Source organism: Paenibacillus mendelii (genome assembly GCF_024498075.1).
Taxonomy (GTDB): Bacteria; Bacillota; Bacilli; order Paenibacillales; family Paenibacillaceae; genus Paenibacillus_Z; species Paenibacillus_Z mendelii.
In genome coordinates this window covers 1,140,741-1,155,027 of record NZ_JANHOF010000001.1, presented here as the reverse complement: position 1 = coordinate 1,155,027, position 14,287 = coordinate 1,140,741, and the positions used below count along the sequence as shown (strand labels likewise).

15 protein-coding genes and 1 riboswitch are annotated in these 14,287 nt (G+C 54.5%); all 15 genes read left to right on the top strand.

The features are described 5' to 3' along the window. The first annotated feature begins 35 nt into the window (after positions 1-35). The 15 genes from NNL21_RS05220 (at position 36) to ribD (ending at position 14,260) form a co-directional block, all read left to right on the top strand. Positions 36-1,211, top strand: coding sequence for a phosphopentomutase (locus NNL21_RS05220; RefSeq protein WP_204816354.1), 1,176 nt, complete (start codon positions 36-38; stop codon positions 1,209-1,211). Between the two features lie 47 nt (positions 1,212-1,258). Then, on the top strand, positions 1,259-2,083 hold the full coding sequence (locus NNL21_RS05215) for a purine-nucleoside phosphorylase (protein WP_373567521.1): 825 nt from the start codon (positions 1,259-1,261) through the stop codon (positions 2,081-2,083). 120 nt (positions 2,084-2,203) lie between these two features. Then, the gene (locus NNL21_RS05210; protein ID WP_204816353.1) at positions 2,204-2,377 is read left to right on the top strand and encodes an aspartyl-phosphate phosphatase Spo0E family protein; all 174 of its coding nucleotides are present in this window, start codon (positions 2,204-2,206) and stop codon (positions 2,375-2,377) included. Positions 2,378-2,422: 45 nt separating this feature from the next. Continuing rightward, positions 2,423-3,760 (top strand): pyrimidine-nucleoside phosphorylase, encoded by a 1,338-nt coding sequence (locus NNL21_RS05205; RefSeq protein WP_204816352.1) that lies wholly within the window; start codon positions 2,423-2,425, stop codon positions 3,758-3,760. 367 nt (positions 3,761-4,127) lie between these two features. Further along, a complete protein-coding gene (locus NNL21_RS05200) occupies positions 4,128-5,270 on the top strand; it encodes a D-alanyl-D-alanine carboxypeptidase family protein (RefSeq protein ID WP_256555095.1) in 1,143 nt (380 codons plus the stop codon). A 220-nt stretch (positions 5,271-5,490) separates the two neighbouring features. Beyond that, a complete protein-coding gene (gene spoIIAA, locus NNL21_RS05195; protein ID WP_204816350.1) occupies positions 5,491-5,844 on the top strand; it encodes an anti-sigma F factor antagonist in 354 nt (117 codons plus the stop codon). Beyond that, positions 5,841-6,287: an anti-sigma F factor gene (gene spoIIAB, locus NNL21_RS05190; RefSeq protein WP_204816349.1), complete on the top strand. Its 447-nt coding sequence runs from the start codon at positions 5,841-5,843 to the stop codon at positions 6,285-6,287. Before spoIIAA ends, spoIIAB begins: the two co-directional genes overlap by 4 nt. A 20-nt stretch (positions 6,288-6,307) precedes the next feature. Beyond that, positions 6,308-7,063, top strand: coding sequence for an RNA polymerase sporulation sigma factor SigF (sigF, locus tag NNL21_RS05185; RefSeq protein ID WP_204816348.1), 756 nt, complete (start codon positions 6,308-6,310; stop codon positions 7,061-7,063). Between the two features lie 113 nt (positions 7,064-7,176). Continuing rightward, positions 7,177-7,806 (top strand): stage V sporulation protein AA, encoded by a 630-nt coding sequence (locus NNL21_RS05180; RefSeq protein ID WP_204816783.1) that lies wholly within the window; start codon positions 7,177-7,179, stop codon positions 7,804-7,806. After that, on the top strand, positions 7,803-8,237 hold the full coding sequence (locus NNL21_RS05175) for a stage V sporulation protein AB (RefSeq protein ID WP_204816347.1): 435 nt from the start codon (positions 7,803-7,805) through the stop codon (positions 8,235-8,237). The genes NNL21_RS05180 and NNL21_RS05175 overlap by 4 nt, the downstream gene beginning before the upstream one ends. Before the next feature lie 36 nt (positions 8,238-8,273). Then, the gene (locus NNL21_RS05170) at positions 8,274-10,058 is read left to right on the top strand and encodes a spore germination protein (RefSeq protein ID WP_256555055.1); all 1,785 of its coding nucleotides are present in this window, start codon (positions 8,274-8,276) and stop codon (positions 10,056-10,058) included. A gap of 129 nt (positions 10,059-10,187) precedes the next feature. Next, positions 10,188-11,519: a diaminopimelate decarboxylase gene (gene lysA / locus NNL21_RS05165; protein WP_204816346.1), complete on the top strand. Its 1,332-nt coding sequence runs from the start codon at positions 10,188-10,190 to the stop codon at positions 11,517-11,519. Between the two features lie 189 nt (positions 11,520-11,708). Then, positions 11,709-12,140 carry a peptidylprolyl isomerase gene (locus tag NNL21_RS05160; RefSeq protein ID WP_204816345.1) on the top strand — a complete coding sequence of 144 codons (432 nt, stop codon included), beginning with the start codon at positions 11,709-11,711 and terminating at the stop codon, positions 12,138-12,140. A 176-nt stretch (positions 12,141-12,316) separates the two neighbouring features. After that, entirely contained in the window at positions 12,317-12,664 is a 348-nt protein-coding gene (locus NNL21_RS05155; RefSeq protein WP_204816344.1) for a hypothetical protein, read from the top strand. A gap of 117 nt (positions 12,665-12,781) precedes the next feature. Next, a riboswitch (FMN riboswitch) is annotated at positions 12,782-12,990 on the top strand. Between the two features lie 139 nt (positions 12,991-13,129). Then, the gene (gene ribD, locus NNL21_RS05150) at positions 13,130-14,260 is read left to right on the top strand and encodes a bifunctional diaminohydroxyphosphoribosylaminopyrimidine deaminase/5-amino-6-(5-phosphoribosylamino)uracil reductase RibD (RefSeq protein WP_256555054.1); all 1,131 of its coding nucleotides are present in this window, start codon (positions 13,130-13,132) and stop codon (positions 14,258-14,260) included. Positions 14,261-14,287: the final 27 nt, after the last annotated feature.

Below are 14,287 nucleotides of genomic sequence, written 5' to 3'. Positions count from 1 at the left end.
GGTTCTAGAGGCCGCGTTCAGATAGGGGTGGAAAGATGCGATTCGAACGAATAACGCTGATCGTGCTCGATAGCGTCGGCATCGGTGAGCTGCCGGATGCCGGCGCTTTTGGGGATACAGGCGCTCATACGATCGGACATATTTTGGAGACGATGCCCAGCTTGGCCTTGCCGCATATGCGCAGCTGGGGACTCGACCGGATTGCGCCGCTCGGCAGCTGGAGACCGGAAGGACAGGCACAGGCCTACTACGGAAAGATGGCGGAGGTTTCCGTCGGCAAAGATACGATGACCGGCCATTGGGAGCTGGCGGGACTCCGGGTTACGGTTCCGTTTCGCACGTTCCCGGATGGATTCCCGCGCGAGCTGCTCGATGAATTCGAGGCGCGGACCGGCCGCGGCGTGCTGGGCAATAAGCCCGCCAGCGGAACGGAAATTCTCAATGAGCTCGGAGACGAGCAGATGAGAACCGGCAAATGGATCGTCTATACGTCCGCGGACAGCGTATTTCAAATTGCCGCACACGAAGACGTTATTCCGCTTGAAGAGCTATATGAGGGCTGCAAAATTGCGCGGGAGCTGACGCTCCAAGACCCGTATGCTATCGGCCGGGTCATCGCACGGCCTTACGTTGGAACGCCGGGCGACTTTCGGAGAACGCCGAATCGTCATGATTACGCGGTGAATCCGCCGGAGCCTACCGTGCTGAACGCCCTGAAGGAAGCAGGGCGAGATGTCATCGCCATCGGGAAGATTCAGGATATTTTCAGCGGGGAAGGCATTACGGAAGCGAGGCCGACGAAGAGCAACGACGATGGGATCAGACAGACGGTAGCCATGCTGGAGCGCCCGTTCAAAGGGCTGTTATTTACAAATTTGGTCGATTTCGATGCCCTCTACGGCCATAGGCGCGATCCGAAGGGTTACGGGGAAGCGCTCGAGGCCTTCGACCGCTGCCTGCCGGAGCTGGCGGAGAGCCTTGGCGAGAGCGATCTGCTGATCCTTACCGCCGATCACGGCAATGATCCGACCTATACGGGAACGGATCATACGCGTGAATATGTCCCTCTGCTCGTATACGGCCCATCTCTTCAATCGGCTGGCTCGCTAGGCATTAGAACAACGTTTGCGGACATTGCCGCAACAATAGCTCATAATTTCGGCGTAGAGCGGCCAGGGAACGGCACGTCGTTCCTGAACGAATTGCTCTAATATATGCAGGAAGCGGCCAAAACCGGCTGCGGAGGAGGAATTGGACGATGAATATGTTACAATCAACACACATTAGAGAAGCGGCAGAATACATTGCCGCCCGTACGGCAATCCAGCCAGAGATCGGGCTGATTATGGGTTCCGGGCTTGGCATTCTGGGCGATCATATCGTAGATTCTGTAACCATTCCGTATCATGAAATACCGCATTTTCCGATATCGACGGTTGAAGGCCATGCGGGCGAGCTCATGATCGGTCTGTTGTCCGGCCGGCCCGTCGTGCTGATGCGCGGAAGATTTCATATGTACGAAGGCTACGGCCCTGAACTGACCTCCTTTCCGGTCCGCGTCATGAAGGCAATCGGCGTCAAGACGCTCGTTGTGACGAATGCTGCCGGCGGTATTAATACCGGCTATGAGCCCGGAGATTTAATGCTGATCAGCGACCATATTAACTTGACGTCGCGCAACCCGTTGATCGGACCGAATGACGAGGAGCTGGGTGCGCGCTTCCCTGATATGTCCGAGGCCTACTGCCGCCGACTGCGCGGGCTGGCCCGCCAAACGGCGGAGAAGCAAGGATTCACGCTGCGAGAAGGTGTTTACATCGGCGTTCTGGGACCATCGTATGAAACGCCCGCAGAAATCCGCATGATGCGCGTGATGGGAGCGGATGCTGTCGGTATGTCGACTGTGGCGGAAGTCATCGCGGCGCGTCATTCCGGTATTGAAGTGCTTGGTATTTCCTGCATCAGCAATATGGCCTCAGGTATTCTGGATCAGCCGTTATCGCATGCCGAAGTTATGGAAACTACCGAGCGGGTAAAGTCCCGGTTCCTTGGTCTCATAAATGGTGTCGTTCCGCAGCTGTAAAAACGTTTTACCCCATTATTGTAACAAAATTGTAACAATTGGGTCGACCGATTATGACATTCTTTGTCCGGTGGTTCGTCGTATAATGTCCGTGATAAATGACGGAAAAAGGGGATTTACATGGACAACCAAACCAATCGCCGGTTGGAGCGACTGCGCGGACAACTCGTGGATGAAGCGATTCGAAAAGATGATTTGCTGCATCAGGATGTGCTTGTATTAAGCCAGTCGCTCGACCGATTAATAGTGGAAGTACAAACGGAGAAACGCAGGTTGCTTGAGCGCGTGAAGTGACCTCTGCGGCCGTTTGTGCCCGCAGCTTCGAGGAGGGCGCCATAGATGCGTACGGTCGATCTGATACATAAGAAGAGAAACGGAGGGCAGCTGACGCGAGGCGAGCTCTCGTTTCTTGTGGATGGCTACAGCCGTGGAGAAATCCCTGATTACCAGATGTCGGCATGGGCGATGGCGGTTTACTTCCAGGGGATGAATGCTCGGGAGACGGCCGAGCTGACGCTCGCCATGGCGCGATCGGGCGATCAGGTCGATTTGTCGCCAATTCATGGGATCAAGGTGGACAAGCATAGCACCGGAGGCGTCGGCGACAAGACAACGCTAATTATCGGGCCGCTCGTCGCAGCCTGCGGAATTCCGGTCGCCAAGATGTCCGGCCGCGGGCTCGGCCATACAGGGGGCACGATCGACAAGCTCGAAGCGATCCCCGGCTTCCGAACGGAGCTGACGCAGGAGCAGTTTTTCGAGCAGGTGAACGGGATCGGCCTTGCCGTGATCGGACAGAGCGGCAATATTACTCCGGCGGACAAGAAGCTGTATGCGCTGCGTGACGTAACCGCGACCGTGGAATCCATCCCGCTTATCGCAAGCTCAGTCATGAGCAAGAAAATCGCGGCCGGCGCGGATGCTATCGTGCTGGATGTAAAGACCGGCAGCGGTGCATTCATGAAAACAGCCGCCGATGCCGAGGCGTTAGCCAAGGCTATGGTAGACATCGGTGCAGAGGTTGGCCGACAAACCTCGGCGATCATTAGCGACATGGATCAGCCGCTCGGTTATGCAATCGGCAATGCGCTGGAGGTGCGGGAGGCTATTGCAACCTTGCGCGGGGAAGGTCCGTCCGATCTGACCGAGCTGTGTCTTGCCCTTAGTGCGCAAATGGTCGTGCTTGGCGGGCAGGCGCCGGATTTGAAGACGGCGGAAGCCATGCTTCGGGACCGCCTTGCATCCGGTGCGGCATTGGATAAGTTCCGGGCGTTCGTGGCAGCTCAAGGGGGAGATCCCTCCGTTGTGGACGATCCGGATCGGCTGCCTCAAGCGCCCGCCATTGTCGAGGCGACTGCCGGAAGGAGCGGGTATGTTCAGCGAATCAACGCCGAAGAGCTGGGTCTGGCAGCGATGCTGCTGGGTGCCGGGCGTGAAACGAAGGATGATCAGATCGATTACGCCGTTGGTCTGATGATCAGCCGCAAGGTCGGAGACCGCGTAGAGGAAGGGGATCCGATCGCATGGCTGCACGCGGGTGCCGACGACGAGAAGACCCGCCAAGTTGCAGAGCGAACGCGTAACGCTTACACGATCGGGAATGCAGCTCCGGATATGCAGCCGCTGCTGTTGTCGGTCGTGACGGCGGCAGGCGTGCAGCGCTATTCGCAGGAATAAGGGTACAACTGCTGCGGCAGCGCAGTTGTACCTTGATAATAGTAGGGAAAGGCTGAACAGGCCCTCACACCTGTTCAGCCTTTTTTTTTATCCCAGAGGGGATGTTGGGTAAGCCTTGAACGATCGGGAAGAGCAGTCGCCTGCGCAGTTCATGTTAACCGTCAACTTTCGTACGTTCAACTCCTGATTTCAAATTCCCCCGTCTTCCTTGGAGGAAGTGGAATAATTTAACGCGTATCGGTCGACACTAAGAAAGAGATTTTAGCCGTACTTCGGGTTTGCTTACAATGCGGGCCGGATCCAGGAGGGGAACTAACCAATGAATAGACACTGTAAACGACTGATTGTATTGCTCAGTACCGCCATAATGATAACACTGGCTCCTGCCGCCGCAGGGGCGAAGGAAGAGAAGCCGTCTAAAGCAGCGCCGAACAGTCAGACCGAATTGGCGCCGTCAGCGCGTTCGGCCATCTTGATGGATCAAGGCAGCGGAACGATCATATACGAGAAAAACAGCCATGACCGGCTTCCGCCTGCCAGCATCACCAAAATTATGACCATGCTGCTCATCATGGAAGCGCTCGATGAAGGCGTCATTAAAATGACCGACAAAGTGCCGACAAGCGAATATGCCGCTTCAATGGGCGGTTCGCAGATTTTCTTGGAGCCCGGCGAGGAAATGTCGGTCGAGGAGATGCTCAAGGGCATTGCGCTTGCCTCGGGCAATGATGCATCCGTCGCCATGGCCGAGAAGATTGCCGGGACGGAAGCGGCTTTCGTCGAATTGATGAACAAACGCGCGGCTGAACTCGGGCTGAAAAACACCCATTTTGCCAACTGTAACGGACTCCCTGCAGAGAATCATTACACATCCGCGCATGATATTGCGGTGATGTCGATGGAGCTCCTGAAGCATGCCGAAATTACGAAATATACCGGTTTGTATCAAGACTATCTTCGGAAAACGACGGAGAAGCCGTTCTGGCTGGTCAATACGAATAAGCTTGTCCGGTTTTACACGGGGGCGGACGGATTGAAGACCGGCTTCACGAGCGAAGCCAAGTTTTGCTTGACGGCTACCGCAAGACGTGACGGATTGCGCGTCATTGCCGTTGTAATGGGCGAGCCGAATACCAAGACGCGTAATGCGGAAGTTTCCCAGATGCTCGATTATACGTTTGCCCAATACATGAACCATTCGATTTTCAAAAAAGGCGATTTGATGGGGACTGTTAAGGTGGAGAAGGGGAACGTGCGGGAGGTTGAGCTGACGGCGAAGCATTCCTACAGCGTTCTGCTGAAAAAAGGAAGCACGGTGAAGGACATCCGGCATGAGCTCCAGCTGGCGCCGCTTAAAGCACCGGTTAAAGTCAATGAGCCGATCGGCAAGCTAATCGTCTATCAAGGCGATGAGGTGCTCGCTGAATTTGCGGTCGATGCCCCGGTATCGGTGAACAAGGCCGGCTGGTGGACGCTATTTAAGCGTTCATGCGGAAGTCTCTTCTCTTAATCGGTAAAAACCGCGCCGTTTGCGCTTTTTGTCAGCTCTTAGCGTCCTGCTTCTAGTTTTGTCGGGAGGCAGGAAATAGCTGCAGACTCGTAGAAATGCTTGTTCAGAGCCGCTATTCAAGGCGGCCGACGTTTTCGAAGCGGTGGTTGCAAGGGCCTTGCGATTGCGGGTAAGCAGCCTCGGCAGAGCTACGCAAAAACGTTTAGGAGTTGAACGAGCTATGAGTTTGCAGGTTGAACTGGAGCATTACCGCAATGTGCTTATCGTAAGGCTGCGCGGAGAGCTGGACCACCATACGGCTGACGCTGTCCGCTTTAAGATGGAAGAGGCTATACTGCGCGGCGGCAGCGATCATGTCATTCTGAGTTTGAAGGGTCTCCTGTTTATGGACAGCTCGGGTCTAGGCGTCATTCTCGGCCGGTACAAGCAGTTGAAGGCCAAGGATGGCAAAATGGTCGTCTGCGATGTCAATCCCGGTGTCTATCGTCTGTTCGAGCTTTCCGGGCTGTTCAAAATATTGCCGATTCACGATAATGAGCGGCTCGCGCTCACAAGTCTGGAGGTCGTTTCATGAACGGAACGAATGAGATGAGGCTGACGTTCTCCGCACGTTCGGAAAATGAGGCATTCGCGCGCGTCGCAGTCGCTGCGTTCGTCTCTCAGCTCGATCCGACGATGGAGGAGCTGAACGATTTGAAGACGGTCGTCTCTGAGGCCGTGACTAATGCCATCATCCATGGCTACGAGAGTGATCCGAGCGGAATGGTCACCATCGAAGCGATGATTGAGGTGGACACCATCACGCTGATCGTCAAGGACAACGGCAGCGGGATTGAGGATTTGGATTTGGCTCGGCAGCCGTTGTTCACCTCCAAGCCGGAGATGGAACGATCGGGCATGGGTTTCACGATTATGGAAAACTTCATGGACGGATTTGACGTGTCGAGTGAACCGGGCAGGGGTACATCCATTGCGATGACCAAGCGTATCGAATCGAAAAAAGCGCTGTTTAACTAAGCGCGTAGGGGTTGGACCTCATGGAAGTCGATATGAAAAAAACGGCGCAGCCTTATTTGGACGATTCTGAAGTGAAGCGGCTCATTGCCCTTAGTCAATCCGGCGATTCCGTTGCCCGCGATACGCTCGTACACTGCAACATACGATTGGTCTGGTCGGTCGTGCAGCGGTTTATGGGCCGCGGCTACGAGCCCGAGGATCTATTCCAGATCGGATGCATAGGCCTGCTGAAGTCTGTGGATAAGTTCGATCTGTCGTATGACGTGAAATTCTCCACCTACGCGGTGCCGATGATTATAGGCGAAATTCAACGGTTCCTCCGTGATGACGGAACGCTGAAGGTAAGCCGGTCGCTGAAAGAAACAGCCAATAAGGTGCGCAAGACGAAGGACGAATTATCGAAGGTGCTCGGCCGGCTGCCCACTATTAAAGAGGTGGCGGAACAGCTCGGGATAAGCCCGGAGGACGTCGTGTTCGCTCAGGAAGCGAATAAACCGCCGACCTCGATTCATGAAACCGTGTTCGAGAATGACGGCGATCCGATTACGCTGATGGATCAGATAGCTGATGATTCCCAAGAGCGCTGGTTCGATAAGCTGGCGCTCAATGAAGCGATCGGCGGCTTGTCGGAGCGGGAGCGGCTTATCGTGTTTCTCCGCTATTACCGCGATCAGACCCAGTCGGAAGTAGCGGCAAGACTCGGCATTTCCCAAGTGCAGGTGTCGAGGCTGGAGAAGAAAATATTGCAGTTGATCCGAGACCAAATTGCCCAATAGGGCGATTTGGTCTTTTTGCATGATTATCCTAGCCCTTCTTATCTCATACTAACGGAGGCAGCAATAGGTGGAATGAATCTTAAACTTAGGAGGGATGTGCGTTGACGGAAGATATGTCTTCGACCCTCTATTTGCGGTTGCGCAAACGGATTGGCATCAAGCCAAACAATATGGTTACGCTGGGGTCGGCGGCGAGGCTATTTGCAGCCGATACGGAGCTGGAGCAGCGGCTTCATTCGCTCGTGCTTCACCGGCACCGTCCGGAGGACGGCAACCGCGTCGTGATCGACATGCTGCAAATCGTCAAGGCGATTCGCGAGGCGGCCCCCGGTGTAGTAGTCGAGACGTTCGGCGATCCGCAGGTGCTCGTCATTGTCGCGGATACGCCCCCCAAGCCCCGTATTGCCGTGCTGATAGCGGCGTGGCTGCTGCTGTTCTTCGGGGCTGGTCTCGCCATTATGAACTTTCACACGGACGTCAGCATGAAGGAGGTGCATCAGCGAATTACGGAGCTGGTGACGGGGGAGAAGTCGGAGCATCCGTTATGGTTCCAGATTCCGTATTCGCTGGGCATTGGCATCGGCATGCTGGTGTTCTTCAATCATCTGTTCCGCAAGCGAATGAACGAAGAGCCGAACCCGCTGGAGGTGGAGCTGTTTATGTATGAGGAGAGCGTGAACGACTATGTCATTGCCGAGGAAATGCGAATCAAGAACGAACGCGGCGAAAGGAAGAACTCATGATTAGCTGGGCGAGTCATCTGTTTATTGTCGTGCTCGGATTAGCCGGCGGGATCGCGGTGGGGAGCGGATTGGTTTCGCTGCTGATCGTCCTGGATTTAATACCGCGCTTGGCCCAGATGGGGCAAGCTTACCGGAAGTCAGCCTGGTTCGAAACAGCTGTCGTTTTGGGTGCGGTGTTTTGGTCGTTGGCCGATTTTATGAACTGGTCCGTTTCGCTGCCTCATATTGTGACGCTTCTATTCATTGGTCTGCTGGACGGTATATTCGTCGGCATGCTGGCTGCAGCGCTGACCGAGGTGATGAATGTGCTGCCTATATTGGCAAAGCGGCTGCGGCTGCAGGCATTCCTCGCCTCCTTTGTCATGGCTATGGTATTGGGCAAAGTCGCCGGTTCCTTGTTCGACTGGCTCGTGTTTCAATGGAAGACCTAATGTCCCGTAGAGGATGCTTAAGGAAGGAGAGGCAGCATGGGCGATTACGATAACGAAGAATCAAACGATAGAGGAAAAACGAAATTCAAGAAACCGATTCAACTCTTTACGTATCGGAAGGAAGAAGCCGAAGGGCATGTTAACGCAGCCGAGGATGAGGGCAAGGTGCGAGCTGAGGGGGAAGCTAACGAAGTAAAGGAAGTTGAGGAAGTTAAGGAGGAGCAAGCGCGAGGAAGAGGGGGGCATCAGTCTGAAGATGCGGGTGATCCTCTCGACATAGAAATCGAAGAAATCCCCATTATTGCCCATATGAAAAAAGGGGGCGATAAGAAGAAGGAGGATAAGCCGAGGCAAACCCCGATTCCGGACAGAATCGAAGATTATATCGAGATGCTGGAGAAACAGGTGGGTTATAAGGTCAGCTTTGACGTCGTGGTAAGGGAAATGACGTTCGGCGATAAGCGGACAGCGCTTTTTTTCATGAACGGTTTCGCGAAGGATGAAGTGCTGACCGAGGTCTTGATACGGCTGACCTATTTGCAGCCGGACGACTTGTCGTCGAACGCCTTCCGGTCGTTCCTGGAGTTGTATGTGCCTGCCGTTCAGGTAACGCACGAGACCGATTGGAACAGCATGATGACGGATGTGCTGTCCGGAGCCAGCGCGCTCTATATTGACGGCGAGGCTGCCGTGCTACTCATTGATGCCAAGCGATTCCCTGGCCGCGGACCGGAAGAGCCTTCCCTTGAACGCGTCGTGCGCGGCAGCCGCGACGGCTTTGTCGAGACGCTGATGGTTAACGTGACGCTCGTCAGACGCAGATTGCGGGATAAGCAGCTGCGTTACGAAATCATGCGCGTCGGTGAACGAACGCAGACGGATGTCTGCATTGCTTTTATCGACGATATCGTGGATAAAGAGCTGCTGAAGTCGATTCGCGACAAGATCGAGCAGGTGAAGCTGGATGGCTTGCCGCTGGCGGACAAACAGCTTGAAGAGGCGACGGTAAAACGGGGATGGAGCCCGTTTCCGCTCGTCCGATATTCAGAGCGTCCGGATGTGGTGGCCGCCCATTTGCTGGAAGGGAATGTGGCGGTTTTCGTCGATACGTCACCCAGCGTCATGATTTTGCCGACGACCTACTTCGATCATATCCAGCATGCGGAAGAAAATAGGCAAACCCCGTTTATTGGCACCTATTTACGATGGATTAGGTACTTCGGTATATTGTCGTCTCTGTTTGTCCTGCCGCTCTGGTTTCTGTTTACCCTTCAACCAGAGCTTAAACCGCCTGCACTCTCTTTCTTAGGCGCACAGGAAGCGGGGAAGATACCGATGGTCGCGCAGTTTCTGCTTGCCGAGGGCGGGGTGGATCTGATGCGCTTGGCAGCTGTACATACACCTGCGCCGCTGTCTACCGCGATGTCGCTAGTCGCTGCCATTTTGATCGGAGATATTGCCGTTAAGACAGGTCTGTTCGTGAACGAAGTCATCTTATATATGGCGGTTGCGGCCATCGGCATGTTCGCAACGCCCAGCTATGAATTAGGACTGGCCAACCGGATTGTCCGGCTCGTGCTCATCGTAGCGGTTGCTCTGTTCAAGGTGCCCGGGTTTATGTTGGTGACGACGCTGCTGCTTATCATGTTAGCAACGGAGCGTTCCTTTAACCGGCCTTACATGTGGCCGTTCATTCCGTTCGATCTGAAGGGGATGTGGAACGTCATATTCCGGATGCCTGTACTTCACAACAGGACACGGCCAAACCTGCTGAAGCCGCAGCAGCGGGATAAGATGCCCAAGGCCAAAGGAAACGGATAAGCGGTTCACAAATAATGCAAATGAAATGCGAATTTATCCATTTATCCGGGCAGTCATCCTGTTGTATACTGATGTTCAATGGTGCAAGTCAATCAGTGGATAAACATGGAGAACGACGGAGGGAAAACAATGTATTTACACGGTACCAGCAAAATCAACGCACAAGGACACTTAGAAATCGGTGGTTGTGATACGACTGATTTGGCTAAACAATACGGAACACCGCTTTATATTGTCGATGAGGCGCTCGTTCGCCAGCGTGCACGCGAATACGTGGAGTCGTTCCGGGCATCCGGTCTGAAATTCCAGGTTGCCTACGCAAGCAAGGCATTCAGCGTCATGGCGATGTGCGCCATTGCCGAGCAGGAGGATCTGTCGCTGGACGTCGTGTCCGACGGCGAGCTGTATACGGCTCTCAAGGCCGGCTTCCCGGTTCAGCGCATTCATTTCCACGGCAACAACAAGACGCCGGACGAAATCAACATGGCGCTCGATGCGAACATCGGCTGCTTCGTAGTGGATAACTTTATCGAGCTTCAGCTGCTCAACGCGCTTGCCGGCGACAAGGGCAAACGAGCAAACGTGCTGCTCCGCATTACGCCGGGTGTTGAAGCGCATACGCATGACTATATCTCGACAGGACAACAGGATTCGAAGTTCGGCTTCGACCTTGCCAATGGCTCGGCCTACCGCGCGATTCAGGAAGCTGACGCGCTCCCTAATCTGGAGCTGCTGGGCGTTCATTCCCACATCGGTTCGCAAATTTTCGAGGTGGAAGGCTTCCAGATGGCTGCTGCCAAAGTAGCGGGCTTCGCCGTTCAAGTGCGCAGTGAGCTGAATGTGACGTTCCGCGTCATTAATTTGGGCGGAGGATTCGGTATCCGTTACACTGCCGAAGACAAGCCGCTTCCGGTTTCGCAGTACATCCAAGCCATTACGGACTCCATCAAAGCAAACTTCTCCGAAGCGAACTACCCGCTTCCGGAAATTTGGGTTGAGCCGGGCCGCAGTATGGTTGGCGATGCGGGTACGACGCTATACACAATCGGTACAAGTAAAGAAATACCGGGCGTTCGCAAGTATATTGCCGTTGATGGCGGTATGACTGACAATCCGCGTCCGGCTCTGTACGAGTCCAAGTACGAAGCGGTTATTGCAAACCGCGCGAACGCGCCAATCGAAGAAACCGTCACGGTCGCCGGCAAATGCTGCGAGAGCGGCGACAAGCTCATTATCGACTGCGAGCTGCCCAAGGCCGAAATCGGCGACCTGTTAGCCGTATTTTGCACGGGCGCTTATAACTACGCTATGGCAAGCAACTATAACCGGATTCGCCGTCCGGCGGTTGTCTTCGTGAAGGATGGACAGGCCGACGTGGCCGTTAAGCGCGAATCGCTTGACGACATCATCGGCAACGACGTTATGCCAGCCCGCATGAAACAAGCCTCAGCTGCCAAATAAGGTATCCCATAACCACCTGGAGGGCGAACCCCCCGGTCAAGCGTCCCCTGGATCGTGACAGCCCGTCACTTCGATCCAGGGGACAAGCTTTTATTCTTGGAAACGTTCATGGTATAATGGCGGTGTTTGCCCGAAGGGGCTCATAAACGCAGATATAACCTTAATCTAGAGTCGAGAGGATGGATTACAATGGCAAAACAAGCGAATATTAAATTGGCCAACGGAGCCGATGTTACGATCGAGCTGTTTGACCAAGATGCGCCAAACACAGTGGCAAACTTCGAGAAACTAGCGAATGAAGGCTTCTATAACGGCCTCACGTTCCACCGTGTTATCCCAGGCTTCGTCGCACAAGGCGGCTGCCCAAGCGGAACAGGTACAGGTGGTCCTGGCTATACGATCAATTGCGAAATCAACCCGAACAAGCATGAGCGCGGATCGCTCGCTATGGCGCATGCCGGCCGCAATACCGGTGGCAGCCAGTTCTATATTTGCTACCAACCGCAGCCGCATCTGGACGGAGGGCACACGGTGTTCGGTAAAGTGACAAAGGGCATGGAGCATATTGACGCCGTTAAAGGAAACGACAAGATGGAGAAAGTCGAAGTAGTCGATATCTAATACTTAATAGGCAGCACTCACGCCCCGTACGGGGGATGAGACTGGCCCGCCCCGGTGTCATACCGGCGCGGGCTATTCGTGTTTCAAGCCGAATTGGTTCGTGTAATGACAAATAACGCCGCAAGGCAGCTGAATAGAATCCTTGCGTAACGTTAAGCAGAAAGGAGTGCTGACGGATGGAGCCGCAAACCTACTATATTTCCGTTTCGTCGCGAACGATTGAGACGCAGCCATCCCGTTCCGAGCAGCTGACCATCCAAGCAACCGATGAGGAGCTGGAGCAACTGCAGCAGAAGCTGGATCGGGAGGATCGCGATTACGCCAGAACATCCGGCCGTGCCATGGTGCCGTATAAATCTGCTGAGCGCGACCCGGCGACGCAGACGTTCAGCGACAACCTGCTGGACTTATACGCTTATGTATACGAGCTCGGAACACCGGAAACGCGGGCACACATCGAATCGATGAATCTGCTGCCAAAGCTGATGAACCAGAACTCGATATTGCCTGGTTACGACAAATAAATGAGAATGAAACAAGAAGCATGCCTGGACGGACAGGCATGCTTCTTGTTTCGATGGTTTTCAAAATAAGTTGCAATTTTCATTGCAGAGTGGTAACATTTTTTCAAAGTATCAGCAGCTTTCCTTCGGGGTAGGGTGAGATTCCCAACCGGCGGTGATCAAGATGATGGCTTGCTACGTGTCCACGGACACGCGCTTGCCTTCGTGTTGTCAGTCCGTGACCCGGATCGCTTAAGCCATACGCCCTAAGCGGCATGGTTTGGCGGCACGGTGGACCTGGTGTGAATCCGGGACCGACAGTATAGTCTGGATGGGAGAAGGAGACGGCTATTGAGCACCATTTATACGTTCCGCTCGCTTTGTTCCTTTTTTCACAAAGTTGAGTGGTTTGTTTGAATGCGTCTTTAGTCATTCCCTGCCATCACCCCGTCGGCATTTTGCGGCTAGGGGTGATTTTTTATTTCCTTGGAAGTGATGAACGACGCTTTCTATATGCGTCTAGCCTTAGATATGGCATCCAAAGCGAAGGGACAGACGGAAGTTAATCCGGTCGTGGGATGCGTTGTCGTGAAAGAGGGACGAATTGTCGGTCTGGGAGCCCACTTGAAGCGCGGAGAAGGGCATGCGGAAGTCCATGCGCTGCAGATGGCCGGCAGCGAGGCAGAGGGGGCAACCGTCTATGTCACGCTCGAGCCCTGCAGCCACTACGGACGTACGCCACCATGCTGCGAGAGAATAATCGAGGCCAAGGCTGCGCGGGTCGTCGTAGCCTGTCTCGATCCGAATCCGCAGGTCGCCGGACGGGGGATTGCACGATTACGCGAATCCGGCATTGAGGTTGATGTGGGATTGCTGGAGGCCGAATCGCTTGCGATGAATGAAGCGTTTAACAAATATATTACGACTGGCCTGCCGTTCATCACGCTGAAGACGGCCATGACGCTTGATGGGAAAATCGCCGCCAAAACCGGCGACAGCCGCTTCGTTAGCGGACCTGAAGCAAGGGAGCGGGTTCATACGATGCGCCATCAGCATGGCGGCATTATGATCGGTGTTGAGACTGCACTAGCCGACAACCCTGAGTTAACGACAAGATTATCTGTTCCAGGCCTGCATCCCGTACGCATTGTTGTAGACTCGCAGCTTCGTCTGCCGCTCGATTCACGGCTGCTCCAGGATGCATCCATTCCGGTCATTCTGCTGACAACGTCAGGCGCACCCGCGGAGAAACGCGCAGCGCTGGAGGTCAAGGGAGTCAGCATCATTACTTGCGGACCCGGACCAAGAGTGGACCTAGCTTACGGGATGAAGAAGCTGGGTGAACGCGAGATTGCTTCGGTGCTTCTCGAGGGAGGCGGCCGTCTTAACGGGTCCATGCTGGAGCTTGGGCTTGTCGATAAGATCATCCTGTTCATGGCGCCGAAGCTCATTGGGGGGCAGTCGCCCGAAGCCTTCACGTTCAGCGGGTTCGACCGTATGGCCGATGCGATCCCGCTTAAGAATATGGTCCTTGAGCAAATTGGCGATGATGTATGCATAAGCGGTTATCCCGTTTATGCGACCGTACAAGCGGAGCAGACGAGGAATAAACCGTAAGATGGATCAGGCTGTTAAGGGAGGGAA